The sequence below is a fragment of the Curtobacterium sp. NPDC090217 genome, from assembly GCF_044746705.1.
Taxonomy (GTDB): domain Bacteria; phylum Actinomycetota; class Actinomycetes; order Actinomycetales; family Microbacteriaceae; genus Curtobacterium.
In genome coordinates this window covers 37,522-54,229 of sequence record NZ_JBIVCR010000002.1, presented here as the reverse complement: position 1 = coordinate 54,229, position 16,708 = coordinate 37,522, and the positions used below count along the sequence as shown (strand labels likewise).

The window sequence follows — 16,708 nt, the reverse complement described above, 5'->3', positions numbered from 1 at the left end:
CGTCGACGCTCGGACGCGGTCGAACCGACGTCACCGCAGGCCGCTCCGCGACAGTCCCTCGACGAAGTAGCGCTGGAACGCGAGGAACAGGGCGACGATCGGCAGGATCATCAGCAGGTTGACCGCCATGATCGCGCCGTAGTCCGATGTGTACTGACCCTGCAGCGTGCCGACGATGCCGATCGGCACCGTGAACAGGTCCTGGTTCCCGGACAGCGCCACGAGCGGCCACCCGAAGGCGTTCCACTCCCCCATGAACGTCAGCAGTACCAGGACGGCCAACAGCGGGCGGCACAGCGGGAGCACCACCGACACGAACGCACGGAAGCGCCCGGCACCGTCGAGCTGCGCGGCCTCGATGAGTTCGTCGGGCACCGCGAGGAAGAACTGCCGCGCGAGGAACACCCCGAAGATCGCTGCGGCTTCCGGGAGGATGACCGCCCACAGCCCGCCGTACAGGTGCAGGCCGATCGAGATGAAGAACTGCGGCACGATGATCGCCTGCGGTGGGATCATCAGCGTCGACAGCAGCACGAGGAACAGCGCGTTGCGTCCACGGAACCGGAGCTTGGCGAACGCGTACCCGGCGAGCAGGTTGCACACGACGGTGATGACCGTGACGACGACCGCGACGACGAGCGAGTTCCCGAACCACCGCCAGACCGGGAACTCCTGGAACGGTCGCACGAAGTTCTGGAACGTGAAGTGGGCCGGCCAGAGCTGCAGCCCGGGCGCGTAGAGGTCGGCGCGCGTCGAGAACGCCGTGAGCAGCATCCAGTACAGCGGGAACGCCATCACGATGGTGACGATCACCGCAACGGCGATCCGCAGCCAGAGCAGACGACCGTGGCGCTTCCGCGGCGGGGCGGCTGCGCCGGTGTCCCAGGTGGAGGAGGTCATCAGTCGGCCTGGTCCCGTCCGGCGTTGAAGCGCCATTGCAGCCCCGTGATCAGCAGGGTCACGAGGTAGATCACGATGCCGACGGCCGCACCGTAGCCGAGCAGTTGCGGCCCGTGTTCGTCGAACGCGACCCGGTACGCATAGGACACGATCGTCGTCGTGCCGTACCCGGGGCCACCACGGGTCATCGCCCACACGGTGTCGAACACCTGGAACGAGTAGATGAGGTTCATCACGAGCAGGAAGAACGTCGACGGTCCGAGCAGCGGGAACGTGATCAGCCGGAAGCGCTGCCATCCGCTCGCCCCGTCCGTCGTTGCCGCCTCCTGCACCGCCGGATCGACGCCCTGCAGTCCCGCGAGGTAGATGAGCATGTCGAAGCCGATGCGCTGCCACAGGGTCATCAGGATCACGGCGGTCATCGCCCAGCCGCCGCTCGACTGCCACTGCACCTGCGGCAACCCCAGGACGTGCAGGAACTTGTCGATGAAGCCGTTGTTCTGGTCGAACATCCACGCGCCGAGCACGCCCGTGGCGACGCCGGAGACGACGAGCGGCAGGAAGATGATGGTCCGGAAGACCGCCCGCCCCGGCAGCACGCCGTTCAGCAGGACCGCGATGCCGAGGCCGATCGCCATGCCCACCGGCACGGTGAACAGCGTGAAGACGCCGGTGTTCGCTGCCGACTGCCAGAACACCGGATCGGCGAGCAGCTCGGCGTAGTTGCCGAGCCCGGCCCACTTCGTGCCGCCGAGCGAGTCGAGGTCCTGGAAGCTGATGACGAGCGCGTAGACGAGTGGCAGCAGCGTGAAGACGACGATGAGCACGACGTTCGGCACCAGGAACGCGGTCGCCGCAGCCCCACTGGAGGCCCGGAACGGTCCGGCGGTCCGCCGCGGTCCGCGCCGCACGGCTCCACCAGCCGTGGCGCCTCCGATGCGCTCCGCCGCGCCCGTCATGCGGACACCGCCGCATCGACCGCGGCGTCGATCGCCCGCACGGCGGCATCGGTGTCCCGTCCGTGGAAGGCGAGCTCGAGCTGGTCCTGCAGGGCCGTGTTCACCGACGCGAAGCCCGGCACCACGGTCTCGCGGACGGCGGTCTCGGTGATCGTCGTCGCCTGTTGCGTGAAGACGTCCATCACGTCCGGTCGCACGGCGTAGTCCAGGTCGGTCGACGCCAGGCTCCGCAGCGTCGGCAGCTCGTTCGCCCGCTGGCAGAAGTCACGCATCTGGTCCTCCTCCACCAGGAACTTGAGGAACGCCGCCGCCAGCTCCGGGTTGGCGGTGTCGCGCGTGGCGACGATCGCGTTGCCACCGAGGTCGGACGCCGCTGCCCGGTCGCGCGGCATGTAGGTCGTCGCCCACTCGCCGCCCTGGTACCCGTTCGCGGTGTCCGCGAGTTCCGGCACCAGGAAGTCACCGATGAACGTCATCGCGACCGTCTGGTTCAGGAAGAAGTTGTCCGAGTAGACCGTCGTCTTGATGGTGTTGTTCGCCGGCACCCAGCGCTCGTCGAAGAACCGCTGCGTGAACGCCATCGCCTTCCGGCCGGGATCCCCGTCGACCGCCGAGCGTCGCAGTGACGGCGTCAAGAGCGATCCGCCTGCCTGGTACAGGAAGCTCGCCCACCGGTAGGCCCCCGCTGCCGTCCAGTCGTACGCGAACGGGTACTTGTCGTCGGGCAGCGTCTTCCGGAGCTTCGTGCTCACGGCCGCGAATTCCTCCCAGGTCCACGCGTCCTCGAGCCGGTCGGGCACCGCGCCGATGCCCGCCTCGTCGAGTGCTGTGCGGCTGAAGGCGATCGCCGAGGTGTCCGTCTGGTGCGGCACGCCGTAGGTGCGCCCCTCGAAGCGGACCGCGTCGTACAGCGCCGGCAAGAAGCCCTCCGACTCCGTCGCGCTCAGGTACGGCGTCATGTCGAGCAGCACTCCGTGCGAGGTGTACTTGCCGATGCTGGTGTAGTCGACGCGGAACACGTCCGGCGCCGTCCGCGAGAGGATGCCTCGATCGATGCCGGAGAAGAACCCGTCGTACGGCAGGGTCTGCAGCTCGACCGTGGCCTTCGGGTGCCGCGCCTCGAAGGCCTGCTTGACCCGGGCGAACCCCGTGTTCTCCCCGTCGCTGCCGCCCCAGAACGCGAAGCGGAGCGTGCCTTCGACCTCGCCGATGTCGGCCTTCGACCCCGCGGCGGCACTGCTCGGCGCCGGGCCGTTGTTCGCGACGCACCCGCTCAGCGCCGTCGCCGCGGCGACTCCGAACGCACCCGTCAACAGCGATCGGCGGGTCAACTGCGATGGTGGCACGGAACTCCTCGGACGACGTCGGCACTGGATCGGGGCACTGGATCGGACTGTATGCCCCGGCTCCGACACCGGTGTCCGGAGTGCGCATCCAGGCCCGTTGCCCTCGCCCGTGGGACGATGGCCGTCCACCAATTGGAGGAGTCCGATGAGCAACGACCAGTCGACCGGCTCGGCATTCGGCCGCGGCGTCGAGAGCACCGCGTCGACCGCAGCGAGCGAGCTCCGGCGGCGCATGGCGTCGTCGGCGGCCGGGTTCCTCGGGAGTGCCGCCTGGGTGCCGTGGAAGTCAGCGGATGCCCCGGACGGCGGGAGCATCGCCCACGTGATGATCCGCGACCTGCCCTTCGTGCCGGTGTTCACGGACCCAGCCGAGCTCGCCGCCGGGCTCCCCGACACCGAGGCACGCCCGGTCCGGATGGCCGAGCTCGTGACCGCCGTGCCCGAGGAGTTCGGCATCGTCGTCGACCCGACCAGCGGCGAGGCGGCCAACTTCCTGCACGCAGACGCCCTCGCGGCCATCCGCGCCGAGCTCCGCGGCGCGGCCGACCTCGACGACGACGAGGCCGTCGAAGACTGAGCGCATGAGCGGCCCGGAGCGCATCCGGGCTCACCCGTGACCGATCCGGTTCGCGAAGTCCGGGCTCAGAGAACCAGATCGGCCAGCATCATCAGCGGAAGCGGCCCCGGTCGGGTCGGGTTGAGGCGCCCAGCGGTCAACCGCCGAGCAGCGACGCCGCGACGCTGGACAGCGCGATCAATCCCGCCACCGGGACCCCGACCACACCGAGGAACACAGCGAGCGCCACTCGACGCCGACGCAGCCGAGCCCCCTCGACCTCTCGCACGAGCCGATCGAAGCGCTGTTCAAGGCGGAGCGTGTCGTCCAGCACGACTGCCGCAGCGTGCCAGGTCCCGCGATCCTCTGCCAGCATCGAGAGGTACCGGACCGCCTCGTCGGAGTGGGCTCGAGCACGACCAGATATCCAGGGCCGCACCTGCTCGGGCGTCAACACGACGACGGGCGGACGCTTCTTCCCGAACCGGATCTGGTCAGCAGCTACGACGAGGAGTGGTTCCACTTCGATCTGCCCCCCTGCTGCCGCCGAGAGCAACCGCGTGGCCTTCCGGCCCTCACTCTGCGCTGCTCCGATGTGCGACGTCTTCTTCCCACCGACCATGAACGACCCGCCACCGACGAAGACACGCTGGCCGCTGTGGTTCTTCGTGTTGATCGAGAAGACACCGCTCGGCCCGATGACCAGATGGTCGATGTCCGTCGATCCCGTGCCCACAGGAACGGCGTGGAGGACCGTGAACGCGGGTCCGAGCCGTTCGAGCTCCGCGGCGACGCGCCGCTCTCCGACCGCTCCCTTGAACCACGAACGTGCCGCTGGGATGACCGGGTCAGAACCCCAGAAACGCTGCGCACTCGTTCGGCTCGGCACGGAGGACTGGATGCGCAGGCACTCTTGCATCACGGCATACCCAGGCCGCCGAGCCCGGAGGGTCAGCGGCAGGGACCCGACCGGCGTCGCTCGAGATCCCGATGGGCGCTCCGGGTCGGCACCGTTCGCGATGGGCGTCGTCAGGTCCGTCACGATCCGAGCATGGCAGTCACTCACTGTTCGAGGAAAGCCCACGTTCGGGCGACAGCCTGGCGTGCAGGGCTGCGATGCGACTCCGAGCGGTCGAAGCGGTCAGAGCGGTCGAGGCGGGTCGACCAGCTCGATGAAGCGGGACAGCAGGGACAGGCCGGGGATCGAGGGCGGCAGGGCCGTGGTCAGCGCGGGCGAGTGCACGAGGTACGCCGCCCACTTCGCACGCGAGAGCGCCACGTTCAGGCGGTTCGGCATGAGCAGGAAGTCGAGCCCTCGTGGGATGTCGGCCGCGCTCGACGCAGCGAGCGACACGATCGACACGACGGCCTCCCGTCCCTGGAACATGTCGACCGTCCCGACCTGGGTACCGGTCAAGCCCGCGCGGTCGAGCTCGTGGCGGATCACCGCGCCCTGCGCGTTGTAGGGCGCGACGACGATGACGTCCTCGTCCGTCAGCGTCCGCACAGTGTCCCCGTCGGTCCAGGACCGACCGACGACGTCCTTCGCCAGGGCCACGACGCGTGCCGATTCCTCGAGCGACGAGGTGGTGTTGCCCGCGTGTACGACCGGCACCGGGTGCACACCGGCGTCGATGCCCTCGAGGTGCCGCCCGGTCGCCATCGACGAGAGCTGCCCGTTGTAGGACAGCCCCGACACCGCTGACGTCAGCGCCGGCTCCATCCGCCGGGTCCGTGCGAGGAAGTACCCGAACTCCGCCGGCAGGACGTGCTCGCCGTCCGCCAGCCACCCGAGTGCCGACTCGTCGACGGGCTCGGGGTGCGACCCCTGCGAGACCTGGGGCAGCTGCTGCGGATCACCGAGCAGGAGCAGCCGGGTCGCGGCGATCGAGGACGCGATCGTCGGGGCGAGGGAGAACTGTCCGGCTTCGTCGACGACGAGCAGGTCGAGGGAGCGCCGCGCGATCGTCGACTCGTTCGCGAACGTCCACGCGGTGCCTCCGACGACTCCCCCGGTGCCGCTCTGCTCGCAGGACTCCAGGAACGCGGCGATCGCGGCGCCGTTCTTCACGGGGGTCCACGCTGCCGCCTCGATCTCGTCGGCGTCGGCGCCGGCCTTCGGCTGCTTCACGACGCGGTCGGCCGGCACTCCTGCTCGGACCACCGAGGACAGGAAGTTCTCGCTCGTCGCGTGCGACTGTCCCACGACGCCGACGCGCCAGCCGTGCTCACGCACGAGTCGCGCGACGACGTTCGACCCGACGTAGGTCTTACCCGTGCCGGGAGGGCCCTGGATCGCCAGGTACGACCGGTCGAGCCCGAGCAGCGTCGCGATCACCGCGGCGACGGTGTCGTCACCGACCACGGGCGTGATCGCCCCGCGCGGGGGCACCCGTCGGAGCAGGTCGAACGCCGGGTCGGGCAGCATCTCCGGCAGGGCGTCGAGGACCTCGGCACCCCATTCGGCGATCGCCTCGGGTTGGGGCTTCGCGCGCGGCGGCGACGACGGCGCGAGCGCGACCGGGAACTCGTGGTGCGGTTCCCCACCGACGGACAGCCGTTCGAGCACGAGTACCTCTGTCGCCTCGCCGTCGTCGTGGACGTCCAGGATCACAGCGCGGTCCGTCGCACCCTTCGACCCGGGGCCCGGTGAGCCGACCGATGGCGGAGGCGGGTCGTCGTAGACGAGGTGGGGCGAGCCTCCAGGCCGGAGCCGACTGCCGGGCGCGAGTGTCCCCGACAACCGGAGTTCTCGGGACTGCGAACGGGCACGCGGCAGCGTGTCCCAGTCGCGCTCCACGGACGCACGCTCGACGACGAGGACGTCTCGGGTGTCCGCCCACTCGTCGACCGGGTTGCGGAGCCGGTCGAAGTGGTCCTGCCAGAAGGTCTTGGCTTCCCGCCGGTGGTAGTCGATCGCGGCAGCGGCGAGCGCCAACGCGGTCTGGTCAGGAGTGCGGTCGAGCGCCTCGACGTGCTCCAGCTCGGACGCCAGGGCGACGTACACGGGGTTCGGCTCGCGCTCGACGGGGATCGGCGGCAGGTCGAGTTCGGCCGGCGCGTCCGTGGACGGCGGCCGGAGCGCCAGCAGCCAGTCGCGCAGACGCAGGGTCGAGCGGCAGTCGTAGGCGTTGTAGTCCGCGACCTGGTCGAGCATCCGCTGGCCCTCGGCGGCGTCACCATTCCGGAGTTCCTCGATCGCGTCGACGTAGGCGGTGATGCTGTCCGCGGCGTTCGTCACGTCGCTCAGGCGCAGGTCCTCGCCCATGTACAGCGGCTCGAGCTTCTTGATCGAGTAGCTGTGGCTGCCGACGACGAGCGCCTTGCGGACGATCGGGTACAGGTCGACGAGCACACCCGCACGGAGCAGCTCGTCGACGGCTTCCTCGCCGACGCCATGCCGCGCGGCGAGGGACAGCAGGTGCGTCCGCTCGTAGGCCGCGTAGTGGTACACGTGCATGCCGGGGTGCTCGCGTCGACGTTCCTCGACGAACGCGAGGAAGTCCACGAGGGCCTGTCGTTCGTCGCGGATCGTGTGCGCCCAGAACGCCGTGAACTCCGCGCGGTCGTCGACCAGGCCGAAGAGGTAGTCGAGTCCCCAGTGCACGCCGTCCTCGGTGTGGAGCGGGTCCCCCTCGAAGTCGAAGAACACGTCGCCCGCGTCCGGTACGGGGATCGCATCGAGGGCTCTTGCGTCTGCCAGCTCCCATGCCGGCTTCTTCGTCGCCGTCCGCTCCGACTCGACCTGGAGGCTCGCCTGACGGACCAGGCGACCTTGCGTCGTGCTCGACATGCCGGGCACCAGTGCGGTGCGGACCGCCAGGTCGTCGATCGTCAACACCCCCTGCCGGATCAGCTTCGTCCGCTGGTCGAGGCGCATCCCGGCGACGAGGACCAGGTCACGGTGCTGCTCCACCTGGGTCTGGCAGACGGCGCAGCGACCGCAACTGCTGTAGCGCGGATCGCCCCACTGCAGGGGCTCGTCCGCTGCGATCCGCTCGGCGATCACCCGTGTGAGCTCGGCGCGCTGCGTGCGGTACACCGGCGTGATGTCGGCCAGGTCGTGTGTGGTCGTCGTGCGGTCACCGAGGACCAGGTGGACCTGCTCGCCCGTCGGGATGTCGTGTGCGCGCATCTGCTCGGCGTAGGCGGCGAGCTGCAGCAGGGCGCTGATCTTGGCGTGGCGGGCGAGCTTGGTGTCGTAGACCTCGTACTCGCCGCGGTCGTTGCGGATGATGAAGTCCGCGAAGCCGATGAAGCCCGCCTCGTCCGCGGTCGGCGGTCGGTGGAACGTCGGCTGGTAGAGGACGTCCGCGCCCGTGCGCATGGTCTGCAGTGCCGCTTCGGCAGCGGTGCCGTAGTCCTGCGGCGCCGGGCGGTCGAACTCGACCACATCGTGGGACGCCTTGAGGATCTCGAGGTAGTCGAGCTCGTGCTTGTCACCGAGCTTCGCCGTCCGGTCGAGCATGTCGTCGTGCGACTCAGGAAGGGCCTCACCGCGGCCGAGCTTGGCGTCGAGCCTGCGCAGGAACGCCCACTCGCACGACGCCCACGTGGTGAGGTCGCTCGGGCTGAGGAGCGCGTGGCACTCGGGCGTGATCTGCATTGCTGCACCGTAACAGCGGCGCCCGACACCGTGACCGTGGCTGATATGCTGCCGGACGTACCACTTCGGGGGAAGGAACATCGTGACGGACGTCGTCATCGACGCGGGGGCAATCCGCGGCATCGCGGGCAAGATCGAGCAGAGTCAGACGCAGCTCAGCAGCGTCACGGTCACCGTTCTCGGCGGTGCGGACTTCGGTGCAGCCGAGGTGCAGTCCGCATTCGAGATGTCGTTCCGTGTGCAAACCAACATGACCATCGCACTCGAGAACAACACGGGCGCCGTCGCGAAACAGGCTCACGGCGTCGTCGCTGCCTTCGAGGACTGGGACGCCTCCCGAGCACGGGCGGCCGGCTCGTGAGCGCGGACCCGACCGCAGGCGATCCCCAGTCGATCCGTTCCGTCGCGCAGCGCCTGCAGCAGCGATCGTCGAAGATCCGCACCGCTTCGAACCAGGTGCACCGGCAGGCGGAGGTCGTCTCCGACGGAGAGCGGAAGGCGAAGAACAAGGCATCGTTCGTCTCCGCGGCGGCCGAGGTGGGTGCCGGCGGCGAGCGCATCGCCGGCCACATCGACCAGGCCGCGACCGTCCTCATCTCCTACGCCACACGGATCGAGCAGATCCAGACCGAAGCGCAGACGATCAAAGCGGCGCAGAGCCGAAATCACCAGGACCTGACCTCGAACGCGCGAGCGGTCGACAAGCTGCAGAAGTCCGACGCCGACGACGCCCCCGCCAAGATGCTCGGGCTCTCCGCCGAAGCCGCCGGCCTGCAGGTGTCGAAGGTCGCGCTCGAGCAGTCGTGGCAGGACCTCGTCGCTCGCCGCAAGGCTGCGGATGCGGAGACCGCGTCGAAGCTCGGTGAATCCGAGGTGATCGGAGCGTTCGCGACGAGCGCTGCAACTATCACGGGTATGACCGACGCGCAGCTGCTCGCGTTCCTGGGCGGACTGAAGCCGGAGGAGGTCGCCGCCTTCGCCGGCGACAAGGCACTCGCCGATCGCCTGGGCAAGGTGAGCGACCCGAAGGCTGTCGCGAAGTGGTGGTCTGACCTCGGCGGCGACGACGGGAAGGGCTCGAAGGGTGCCCACTCCGCCGCGCAGGATGCGTTCATCGCGGCGTTCCCTGCCGTGATCGGCAACCTCAACGGCGTCGCGTACTGGGCGCGGGACACCGCGAACAGGGCGGAACTCAAGCGCCAGAAGAAGGCGTCGGATGATCGACTCCGCGCATTGAAGAAGTCCATCGAGGATGCCGTCTCGGCCGGGCTCCGCCCCTACGACCTCGCTCAGGAGCTCGTCGAGGAGCAGCTCTTGAACGATCAGCTGAAGAACTTCGCGAGCGCCGCTCGGGGCAGCCAGCTACCAGACGAGACCTTCTCTGCTACCCCTGTCCAAGTGGTGAGCTTTCGCATGGGGAAGCCGCCGCTCGGAGCAATCTCGGTCGGCGACTTGGACACGGCACCGAACGTGAGCTATGTGGTGCCGGGCATGGGGACCACGCTCGGCGACGCAACAGTCCTACAGCGCGGCGTGCGAAACCTCAAAGAGGTACAAGATCACGTCACCGGCGACCCGAGCGAGACCGCAGTTGTCGAGTGGATCAACTACGACACGCCAAAGAACTTCGGCACTGGGTCCCGAGAAGTCTTCAGCGATGACAAGGCAGAGGCCGGCGCGAAGCAACTCGTGTCCGATCTCATGGGGTTCCGGGCGAGCAGGAATGACAACGCAGTCCTCAACCTGGTCGGACATTCCTACGGCACCACCACGACCGCGATTGCAACGGCGATGCAACCTGACCTCGGTGTCCAGAGCTCGGTCAACCTCGGCTCCGCGGGAATCCCTTCCTGGATCCACGATGCTGGTGACCTTGGCGCCGAACACGTTTACGCCGGCACCGGCGACGAATGGGTTGCACCCGGCGGACGCATCGTGAGCGGGCGCACCGACCCGAGTGCTCCAAGCTTCGGGGCAGAGGATCTCCCGACGGGCGCCGACTCGGTTCACGGCGGCAACATCGACGGTCCGACGTTCGGCGTGACCGTTCACGACCCGGTGAAGCACAAGTTGGACAGCGACCCGTTCGGCTACCTTGACCCGGACACTTCAGCCCTCATCAACACAGCAAAGGCGACCCTGGACCCATGGTGACGCGCACGTGGAACTTGCGGATGCCGCTGACAGCGATCCTCATCGCAGCGGTCACGGCACTCTGTGGCTGCTCAGCAACTGGAGAAGACACGATGGACGTCCAAAAAAATCGCCAAGACGCTGAGGCAGCACGCAACCTCGTGCTCGATGTCGCCGGTTCCGAATGGCCATCGGTCAGTCGGACAGCAAAGCCGGCCCCGACCGAATGCGGCCACGCCGGCGACCCGCACGGAGGTGTCCAGTTCCACTGGGATTCACGCGGCACACCTCCGTCCGATCCCAAAGCGTGGATCGATGCGGTCGCCGCCACTCTTCGCAAGAACGATTTCGCGGTGTCGACTCGAAGCACCGACTTCGGTAAGTACGGCGTCCTCTACCAGGTGCAGACCAAGGACAGCGACCGCCCCGCGGTGTCGGCAACCGCGAATCAGCAGACCTCTTCCCTCACCGTCGACTCGGTGTGCGCGGGGGGCGACCTTGCGGACTACGAATGAGACGCCCGAGGCAGGCGGTCGACTTGTCGTTCTCGGGCCGTCGTCCCGCCGCTCGTGATCGGAGCATCGGCCTCCCGGGTCGGAGTCGTCGCCGCGGTGCTCCTCGCCAGTGGCTGCGCCACCCAGACAGTGACTCCCCAGAACACACCAACGACCACCCGATCGGAATCGCGCATGACCCCGGATCAAGTACGCAACGAGAGCCAGGCGATCGTGGCAAAGCTCCGTGCGCTCGATGATGCAGCCATACCGGAGCTCCGGCAGCCGACCGCGACTGAATGTGGACCACGTTCCGACGAGGGCGTGAAGTTCAGCTGGTCTGTGGAAGGTGCACCGCCTTCGGATCCCCGCGACTACATCGATCGGGCCGAAGCAGTTCTCAAGGAGAACGGGTACTCCACGCACCAGACCAAGAGCTCACTGAACGATGACCGTCCCCTCTACTACGTCCGCGCCGAGGGCGATGGAGGTTCGACGATCGGCTTGGGAGCGAGTGCCATGAACACCGTGATCCAGCTCTCCTCGGACTGCGCCGAAGGCAACGCCAGCGATTTCAATTGAGGACCCGAACCGCTGCACTCGTCATGACGGTCATCCTTGCCGTCACGGGATGCACGAGAACGACAGAAGCGCCAATCCTGACGGCGGAGGACGCGTCGGACCAGATGCAGACTCTGGTCCGCGACACGATGGACGTCGCCGGGGGCGAGTGGACCAGCATGAGCAACGGCCCTTCCCCGGACGAGTGCCCGAGGCCGCGTGAGTTCACCGGGGTCTCGTTCTCGTGGGATCAGATCTCCGAAGGCGCGGTGGACAACCCGAAAGCCGTCATGGAACGAGTCGGCCGGTCCTGGCGAGACAAAGGGCTGCCCACGTGGACGCAGAACGTCGAACGCGCGGACGGCAAGATCCTGCATCGGGTCCGTTCCCAGGATCACATCGTCCGCACGATCGAGTTCTCGGCAACCACGAGCCGCATGATGATCACCGTGGAGTCGATGTGCGGCTCGGGTAACGTCGACGACTACTACAACGACATCGAGTGACTCCGACGCTCACTTGTCCCACGCCGACGTCGGCGGTAGCCCTCGTCGCGCACGCTCGACGTTGAGGATCTCCTCCACGAGGTCCCGCTTCCCCGCCGTGTAGTCCCGCCCGTCAGCGGCTCCGGCGAGCGCCCGCTTGAGCTCCCCGTACCGCGCTCGAGCCGTGGGATCCCGAAGCAGTGCGTCGCGGAAGAGCCGCTGGTTGCACGTCTCCCACTCGTCCGCCGCGAACACGTGCAGGATGTGCGTCCGTCGCTCCCCTGTCGAGCGGACGTAGACGCCGTGGTTCTTCGGGCCGCGACGGTGTTGCTCGTACCCGAGCGGTGCCACGAGGGACGACATCACGAATGGGTTGACGCCTACGGCAGCACGAGCCGCGAGGTCGATGATCGGCTTCGCCACGAGCCCGAGGACCGCGGTGCTCCCGATGTGCTCGATCGCGGTGACGGCCGGGCTCAGCGCGGGAGCGAGCCGATCAGCCTCTAAACGGAACAGCGCGCCCCACTCCGCTCGGTGCTCGACCAGCTCGACCATCACCCGCAGCCTATCCACGTGCACGGTGGTGCCGGAGGCTCCCCCCATCGAAGCCTCCGACACCGCCGAGAACACTGCCGAAATCAGGCCGCCCGGACCCGCAGCGCCTGCGAGCTCAGCGCGACGAGGTCGTCGGCGCGAAGCCCGGGCCAGCCGTGCAGCAGCTCCCGCCAGTCACCCGGCAGCGCGGACGTGCCGTACAGCGCCCCAGCGAGTCCTCCGGCGATCGCTGCCACCGTGTCGGTGTCGTTGCCGGATCGGACCGCTGCGACGAGGGCGCTCTCGAGCGAGTCGCTCCGGAGCACAGCGGCGTACGCAGCCTGCAGTGCGGACACGACCCAACCGTTCGTCGCGGTGAAGTCGACGGGCTGCCCGGCCTCGGCAGCGGACAGTCGCTCGGCCCACACCCGCCGACGCCCCATCGGCAGCTGGTCGAGTCCACGCCGAACGTCGAGCGAGCCCGTCAGGACGGCGTACCGGATCGCGACGCACCAGAGCACGCACGCATCGCCGGCATCGGCCTCGTAGTGAGTCAGGTCGCTGACCGCCCGGGCAGCGTCAGCGAGCCGATGGTCGGTGTCCTCCGCCGGGTCCAGGTACGCCAGGACCAGTGGCGTCGTCCGCATCAGCGATCCGTTGCCAGCGGAACGACCGCTCTGGTCGTGGACCCGCCGGGCCGACGCCCGCGAGGCGGACGCGGTCCGAGCCTCCAGACCGGCCAAGACGCCGCGTGTCTGGATGCCGACATCGGGCGCGGTCCGTGCCCAGTCCGCCCAGGCCGCGACGAGCCCGTCGAGCGCCGCGCCGTCTGCGAACGAGCCGCCGCGAGCGGCGGTGCGCAGGATCGGGACGGCCATGCTCGTGTCGTCGGTCCACTCCCCCGGTGCCCAGGTGAACGCGCCGCCGCCCTTCATGCGGATGGGCTTGGGCTCCGGGACGGGCGGCTGGAACTCGTAGCCGGCTCCGAGCGCGTCGCCCGCAGCGGATCCCAGGACTGCGCCGACTGCACGGTCGAGTGTGTTCGTCATGGCCCCTCCAGATTTACGCGGAATTGCGTAAACCCAGCATGCACCCGTCGACAGGTTTACGCAAGCATGCGTAAACTCGTGCCGTGACCGAGTATCGCGATGCGAACGGCAAGCGCCTGGCCGACTACCCGCGACCCTCCGTCGCGGTCGACACCGCTGTGCTCACCGTTCCGGTCGGCGGGGCACTCTCGGTCGTGCAGGTCCGCGACCAGACTGACGGCGACTGGCGGCTGCCGGGGACGTTCGTGCATGAGGGCGAGCGGCTCGCGGACGCTGTGCTCCGATCACTGCGAGACAAGGCGGGCGTGACCGGGCTCGCGCCGCGGCAGTTGCACGTGTTCGACGATCCCTCGCGAGACGACCGAGGGTGGGTGCTGTCTGTCGCGCACCTCGATGTCGTGCCGGCAGCGTCGCTCGATCTCGGGGACGACGCTCGACTCGTGCCAGCCAGCGAGGCGACGGGCATGGTGCACGGGCACGACGACATCCTCGGCTTCGCGGTCGAGCGGCTCCGTGCCGATCATCGTGGGGCGCCGGACCCGCACGGGCTCCTGCCCTCGCCGTTCACCATGTCCGCGCTCCGGGGGCTGCACGAAGCCGTCCTCGGTGAGCGGCTGCTGCCGGACTCGTTCCGGCGGGCGATGGTGCCGCTGCTCACGGCGACGGACGCCAAGGCTGCGGAGGGGCCGGGGAAGCCGGCGACGTTGTACGTCCGGTAGGGCGGGTGTCGCCGCGGTCGGACCCTCAGTTCGGACGGGACGCTCGGGTCGGGTTCGGCAGACCAACTCACCGCTGCTGAGACACCTCGTCCGGCAACTCGCCTCCGACCTCCGCAAACAGCGTATCTCGAATGGGCAGCGGGCCACCGTACTGAGCCGACGCTCGTCCGCCGTCTCACCCGTCGGCGCTCCGACGTTGCCGAGCACGGTCCAGAGGTCGTTCCACAGGCAGTGCACCTCGATGGATTGCAACCGGCTTTCGTCTCGCTTGACCCATCCGAGCTCGGCGATCGCCTCAGCGATGGTGTCCGTAGCGTTCCGCCCGCTTGTCGTCCCCGTGTGCACGAGAATCACCGCGAGCGCATCGATGTCGAAGGCAGACTCAGATGCGATGAGCGCGTACGCAAGGTACTTCCACAGCCGATCAGGATCGCCGCGGCCGGTACGTCCCAGGCGCGTCAAGCGAAGTGTCCCCTTGTACCGACGAGCGAACCGGACAGCGAGCAGGTGCTCCCGGAAATCCAAGACCGGGACCACGTCGACTTCGCGGGTCGTGCTAGAGCACTCACGGGAGGGGTTCGCCGGGTTGCAGCTGCCTGAGGTGGGCGGGCGGCCGAGGCGTGCGGGGCGGTCACGGTGCAATTGGCGTGGGCGCGGAGGGACTGCGGGGCGGTGGCAGTCACGTTGCGCGAATTGCGGGCTGATACGCGTGTGGCGGTCGTCGGGTTCCTCGATTACGACCCACAGACGGTCGGACGACGCTCTTCCAAGATTGAGCTCCGGTCGGGCAACGATTACCCGGCGGCCTTGAACTCATTATGTAAGCGCGTGAGGTCCCTTCCGTTCCAGCTATACCGGCCGCCCGCGGTGCAACTGGTCCATCCGAGGGTCACGCAATGCGCAAAGTCTTATATTTAGAAGAAATCTGACTATGCCTCACGAGTCGCATTCCGTTGCCTAGCTTTCGATCGGGCGACATCAGCAGCGATGCTCCGAAAACTCTCTTGAATTGACGCCACACCTCGCCTGCCATAGTCAGCAACAATCTCCCCATCAACCAACATGACCTGCACCGAATTGGATTCGTTCACTGCTGAGGCAAAGTCCACGGCGCTCTGAGTGAATGAATTAGTGGTGACCACAACCACGACCTGAGACCGTAAGACAGCAGCGACACCCACTTCCTTCGCGACAACTCCGACAGACACGGGCGCCGACTGATTTTTGCACTGAATAGTCCAGCGCTCGAATGAGAAGCCCACACGCTCGGCGAGCAGGTCAACCTCAGCACCGCCGGTTTCCACGCCGCGAACACGAAGCTCCCGTGGCACCATTCCCAGATCTCTGGCGATTCGAACGGCCAGAACCTCCAGAGCCAATCCCTTGACCCCGGTGTCGGAACTCCTGAGATTGGCTACGATGACGCCAATATCAGTACTGAGTGCTTCTTGAATAGCTATTGGCAAAGGATCTGGCTCAACAGCACCAACTTCGGCAAACGGGAATTCGCGAGACTTTCTCAGTTCCCGAACATCGCCACCTTTCGAGTGGCGGCCGTCGCCGTTAACTGACAAATCCAACCAGCCCGCCTCGAAAAGCGGCAAATAAATAGAGCGCCGAGCTTGAGCGCGATCGAACGCAATGCCCTGCTCGTCGAGGATACTCAGAACGAACCTAGTGGCCACCCACTCCCCCGCGACAACGTTCAGGTCATGCAACGCCAGCAAGAAAGCGCGCTGCACCCAAGAAAGGGAGTACCAGTCGGAAACTTCATCGAGGTTGAACCCGATAACTTCTTGCAGCCGACTATTATCGACACGCCAGTTCTCGTCAATCACCCCACTCCAAGATAGCCACTGTCGCATTTTCGATGCGGACTGATTATTGTTCGATATATCAAAACCATCGAGACGTAATTCATCGGCGATTGCCGCATTCTGCACTCGTCCTTGCTGGCGACGAACTCGTTCGGCTGCTCTAAGCAATTCAAGTCCGTGGCCATTCAACAGCAGATGAACCGCAAGCAATTCGGCCGCATCTTGAGTGGCACCCTCGGCAAGAGATCGGTAGATATCCGACCCGAGCGCCGTCAACGCGACTGCTCCATGTTTCAATTCAAGAAGCCCGTATTGTCGCATACCGGTCACAACATTTGCGGCCCGTTTCAACTGCTGCTCAACACGCGTGGCATGATCCGAACGACTCGCAGCAGAATCAGAGAACCAACGATCGCGAATCGCCTCGGTGAAGGCCGCTCGATTGGGTGCGCCTGCCGCATTTTGCAGTAGCCACCGCATAGCGCCATAACCGCCGAGTTGGCCTGGCGTAAACTCGTTCGCTGCAAGCAGCCGCATCGATTCAGACAA

The 16,708-nt window shown here is 67.3% G+C and carries 15 protein-coding genes; 7 read left to right on the top strand and 8 right to left on the bottom strand.

Translation table 11 applies throughout. The annotated features are described in order from the left end of the window. Positions 1-30 precede the first annotated feature (30 nt). The 3 genes from ACIPJ2_RS07920 to ACIPJ2_RS07910 are packed head-to-tail and all read right to left on the bottom strand — an operon-like array spanning position 31 to position 3,205. Positions 31-900, bottom strand: coding sequence for a carbohydrate ABC transporter permease (locus ACIPJ2_RS07920; protein WP_281264088.1), 870 nt, complete (start codon positions 898-900; stop codon positions 31-33). Next, complete coding sequence (locus ACIPJ2_RS07915) at positions 900-1,859, bottom strand: carbohydrate ABC transporter permease (protein ID WP_281264087.1); 960 nt, start codon at positions 1,857-1,859, stop codon at positions 900-902. Before ACIPJ2_RS07915 ends, ACIPJ2_RS07920 begins: the two co-directional genes overlap by 1 nt. Continuing rightward, the gene (locus ACIPJ2_RS07910; protein ID WP_402728364.1) at positions 1,856-3,205 is read right to left on the bottom strand and encodes an ABC transporter substrate-binding protein; all 1,350 of its coding nucleotides are present in this window, start codon (positions 3,203-3,205) and stop codon (positions 1,856-1,858) included. Before ACIPJ2_RS07910 ends, ACIPJ2_RS07915 begins: the two co-directional genes overlap by 4 nt. A gap of 145 nt (positions 3,206-3,350) precedes the next feature. On the opposite strand from ACIPJ2_RS07910, the gene ACIPJ2_RS07905 reads away from it, so the two are divergent. Continuing rightward, a complete protein-coding gene (locus ACIPJ2_RS07905; RefSeq protein WP_402728363.1) occupies positions 3,351-3,782 on the top strand; it encodes an SseB family protein in 432 nt (143 codons plus the stop codon). Positions 3,783-3,918: 136 nt separating this feature from the next. On the opposite strand, the gene ACIPJ2_RS07900 is transcribed toward ACIPJ2_RS07905, so the two are convergent. Beyond that, positions 3,919-4,803, bottom strand: a complete 885-nt coding sequence (locus ACIPJ2_RS07900; RefSeq protein ID WP_402728362.1) for a nuclease-related domain-containing protein — start codon at positions 4,801-4,803, stop codon at positions 3,919-3,921. 99 nt (positions 4,804-4,902) lie between these two features. Next, positions 4,903-8,367 carry a TM0106 family RecB-like putative nuclease gene (locus tag ACIPJ2_RS07895; RefSeq protein ID WP_402728361.1) on the bottom strand — a complete coding sequence of 1,155 codons (3,465 nt, stop codon included), beginning with the start codon at positions 8,365-8,367 and terminating at the stop codon, positions 4,903-4,905. Positions 8,368-8,449: 82 nt separating this feature from the next. On the opposite strand from ACIPJ2_RS07895, the gene ACIPJ2_RS07890 reads away from it, so the two are divergent. The 5 genes from ACIPJ2_RS07890 (at position 8,450) to ACIPJ2_RS07870 (ending at position 12,061) form a co-directional block, all read left to right on the top strand. Beyond that, complete coding sequence (locus ACIPJ2_RS07890; RefSeq protein WP_402728360.1) at positions 8,450-8,728, top strand: hypothetical protein; 279 nt, start codon at positions 8,450-8,452, stop codon at positions 8,726-8,728. Beyond that, the gene (locus tag ACIPJ2_RS07885) at positions 8,725-10,521 is read left to right on the top strand and encodes an alpha/beta hydrolase (protein ID WP_402728359.1); all 1,797 of its coding nucleotides are present in this window, start codon (positions 8,725-8,727) and stop codon (positions 10,519-10,521) included. Before ACIPJ2_RS07890 ends, ACIPJ2_RS07885 begins: the two co-directional genes overlap by 4 nt. Further along, positions 10,515-11,015 carry a hypothetical protein gene (locus ACIPJ2_RS07880; protein WP_402728358.1) on the top strand — a complete coding sequence of 167 codons (501 nt, stop codon included), beginning with the start codon at positions 10,515-10,517 and terminating at the stop codon, positions 11,013-11,015. Before ACIPJ2_RS07885 ends, ACIPJ2_RS07880 begins: the two co-directional genes overlap by 7 nt. 174 nt (positions 11,016-11,189) lie before the next feature. After that, positions 11,190-11,576, top strand: a complete 387-nt coding sequence (locus ACIPJ2_RS07875; RefSeq protein WP_402728357.1) for a hypothetical protein — start codon at positions 11,190-11,192, stop codon at positions 11,574-11,576. Between the two features lie 23 nt (positions 11,577-11,599). Further along, positions 11,600-12,061, top strand: coding sequence for a hypothetical protein (locus ACIPJ2_RS07870; RefSeq protein WP_402728356.1), 462 nt, complete (start codon positions 11,600-11,602; stop codon positions 12,059-12,061). 9 nt (positions 12,062-12,070) lie between these two features. Here ACIPJ2_RS07870 and ACIPJ2_RS07865 read toward each other — a convergent pair whose 3' ends face one another. Both ACIPJ2_RS07865 and ACIPJ2_RS07860 read right to left on the bottom strand, forming a co-directional pair. Further along, the gene (locus ACIPJ2_RS07865) at positions 12,071-12,643 is read right to left on the bottom strand and encodes a GrpB family protein (protein ID WP_402728355.1); all 573 of its coding nucleotides are present in this window, start codon (positions 12,641-12,643) and stop codon (positions 12,071-12,073) included. 35 nt (positions 12,644-12,678) lie between these two features. Then, a complete protein-coding gene (locus ACIPJ2_RS07860) occupies positions 12,679-13,623 on the bottom strand; it encodes an ADP-ribosylglycohydrolase family protein (protein ID WP_402728354.1) in 945 nt (314 codons plus the stop codon). 83 nt (positions 13,624-13,706) lie between these two features. Between ACIPJ2_RS07860 and ACIPJ2_RS07855 the strand changes: the two genes are divergently transcribed. Continuing rightward, a complete protein-coding gene (locus ACIPJ2_RS07855; RefSeq protein ID WP_402728353.1) occupies positions 13,707-14,342 on the top strand; it encodes an NUDIX hydrolase in 636 nt (211 codons plus the stop codon). A gap of 929 nt (positions 14,343-15,271) precedes the next feature. Here the strand turns inward: ACIPJ2_RS07855 and ACIPJ2_RS07850 are convergent. Further along, positions 15,272-16,708 carry a restriction endonuclease gene (locus ACIPJ2_RS07850; protein ID WP_402728352.1) on the bottom strand — a complete coding sequence of 479 codons (1,437 nt, stop codon included), beginning with the start codon at positions 16,706-16,708 and terminating at the stop codon, positions 15,272-15,274.

Bases quoted from the DNA above. Each gene is read 5' to 3' on its own strand.
- ACIPJ2_RS07920 (WP_281264088.1), bottom strand. From the start codon at position 900: ATGACCTCCTCCACCTGGGACACCGGCGCAGCCGCCCCGCCGCGGAAG.
- ACIPJ2_RS07915 (WP_281264087.1), bottom strand. From the start codon at position 1,859: ATGACGGGCGCGGCGGAGCGCATCGGAGGCGCCACGGCTGGTGGAGCC.
- ACIPJ2_RS07905 (WP_402728363.1), top strand. From the start codon at position 3,351: ATGAGCAACGACCAGTCGACCGGCTCGGCATTCGGCCGCGGCGTCGAG.
- ACIPJ2_RS07895 (WP_402728361.1), bottom strand. From the start codon at position 8,367: ATGCAGATCACGCCCGAGTGCCACGCGCTCCTCAGCCCGAGCGACCTC.
- ACIPJ2_RS07880 (WP_402728358.1), top strand. From the start codon at position 10,515: ATGGTGACGCGCACGTGGAACTTGCGGATGCCGCTGACAGCGATCCTC.
- ACIPJ2_RS07875 (WP_402728357.1), top strand. From the start codon at position 11,190: ATGACCCCGGATCAAGTACGCAACGAGAGCCAGGCGATCGTGGCAAAG.
- ACIPJ2_RS07870 (WP_402728356.1), top strand. From the start codon at position 11,600: ATGACGGTCATCCTTGCCGTCACGGGATGCACGAGAACGACAGAAGCG.
- ACIPJ2_RS07865 (WP_402728355.1), bottom strand. From the start codon at position 12,643: ATGGGGGGAGCCTCCGGCACCACCGTGCACGTGGATAGGCTGCGGGTG.
- ACIPJ2_RS07860 (WP_402728354.1), bottom strand. From the start codon at position 13,623: ATGACGAACACACTCGACCGTGCAGTCGGCGCAGTCCTGGGATCCGCT.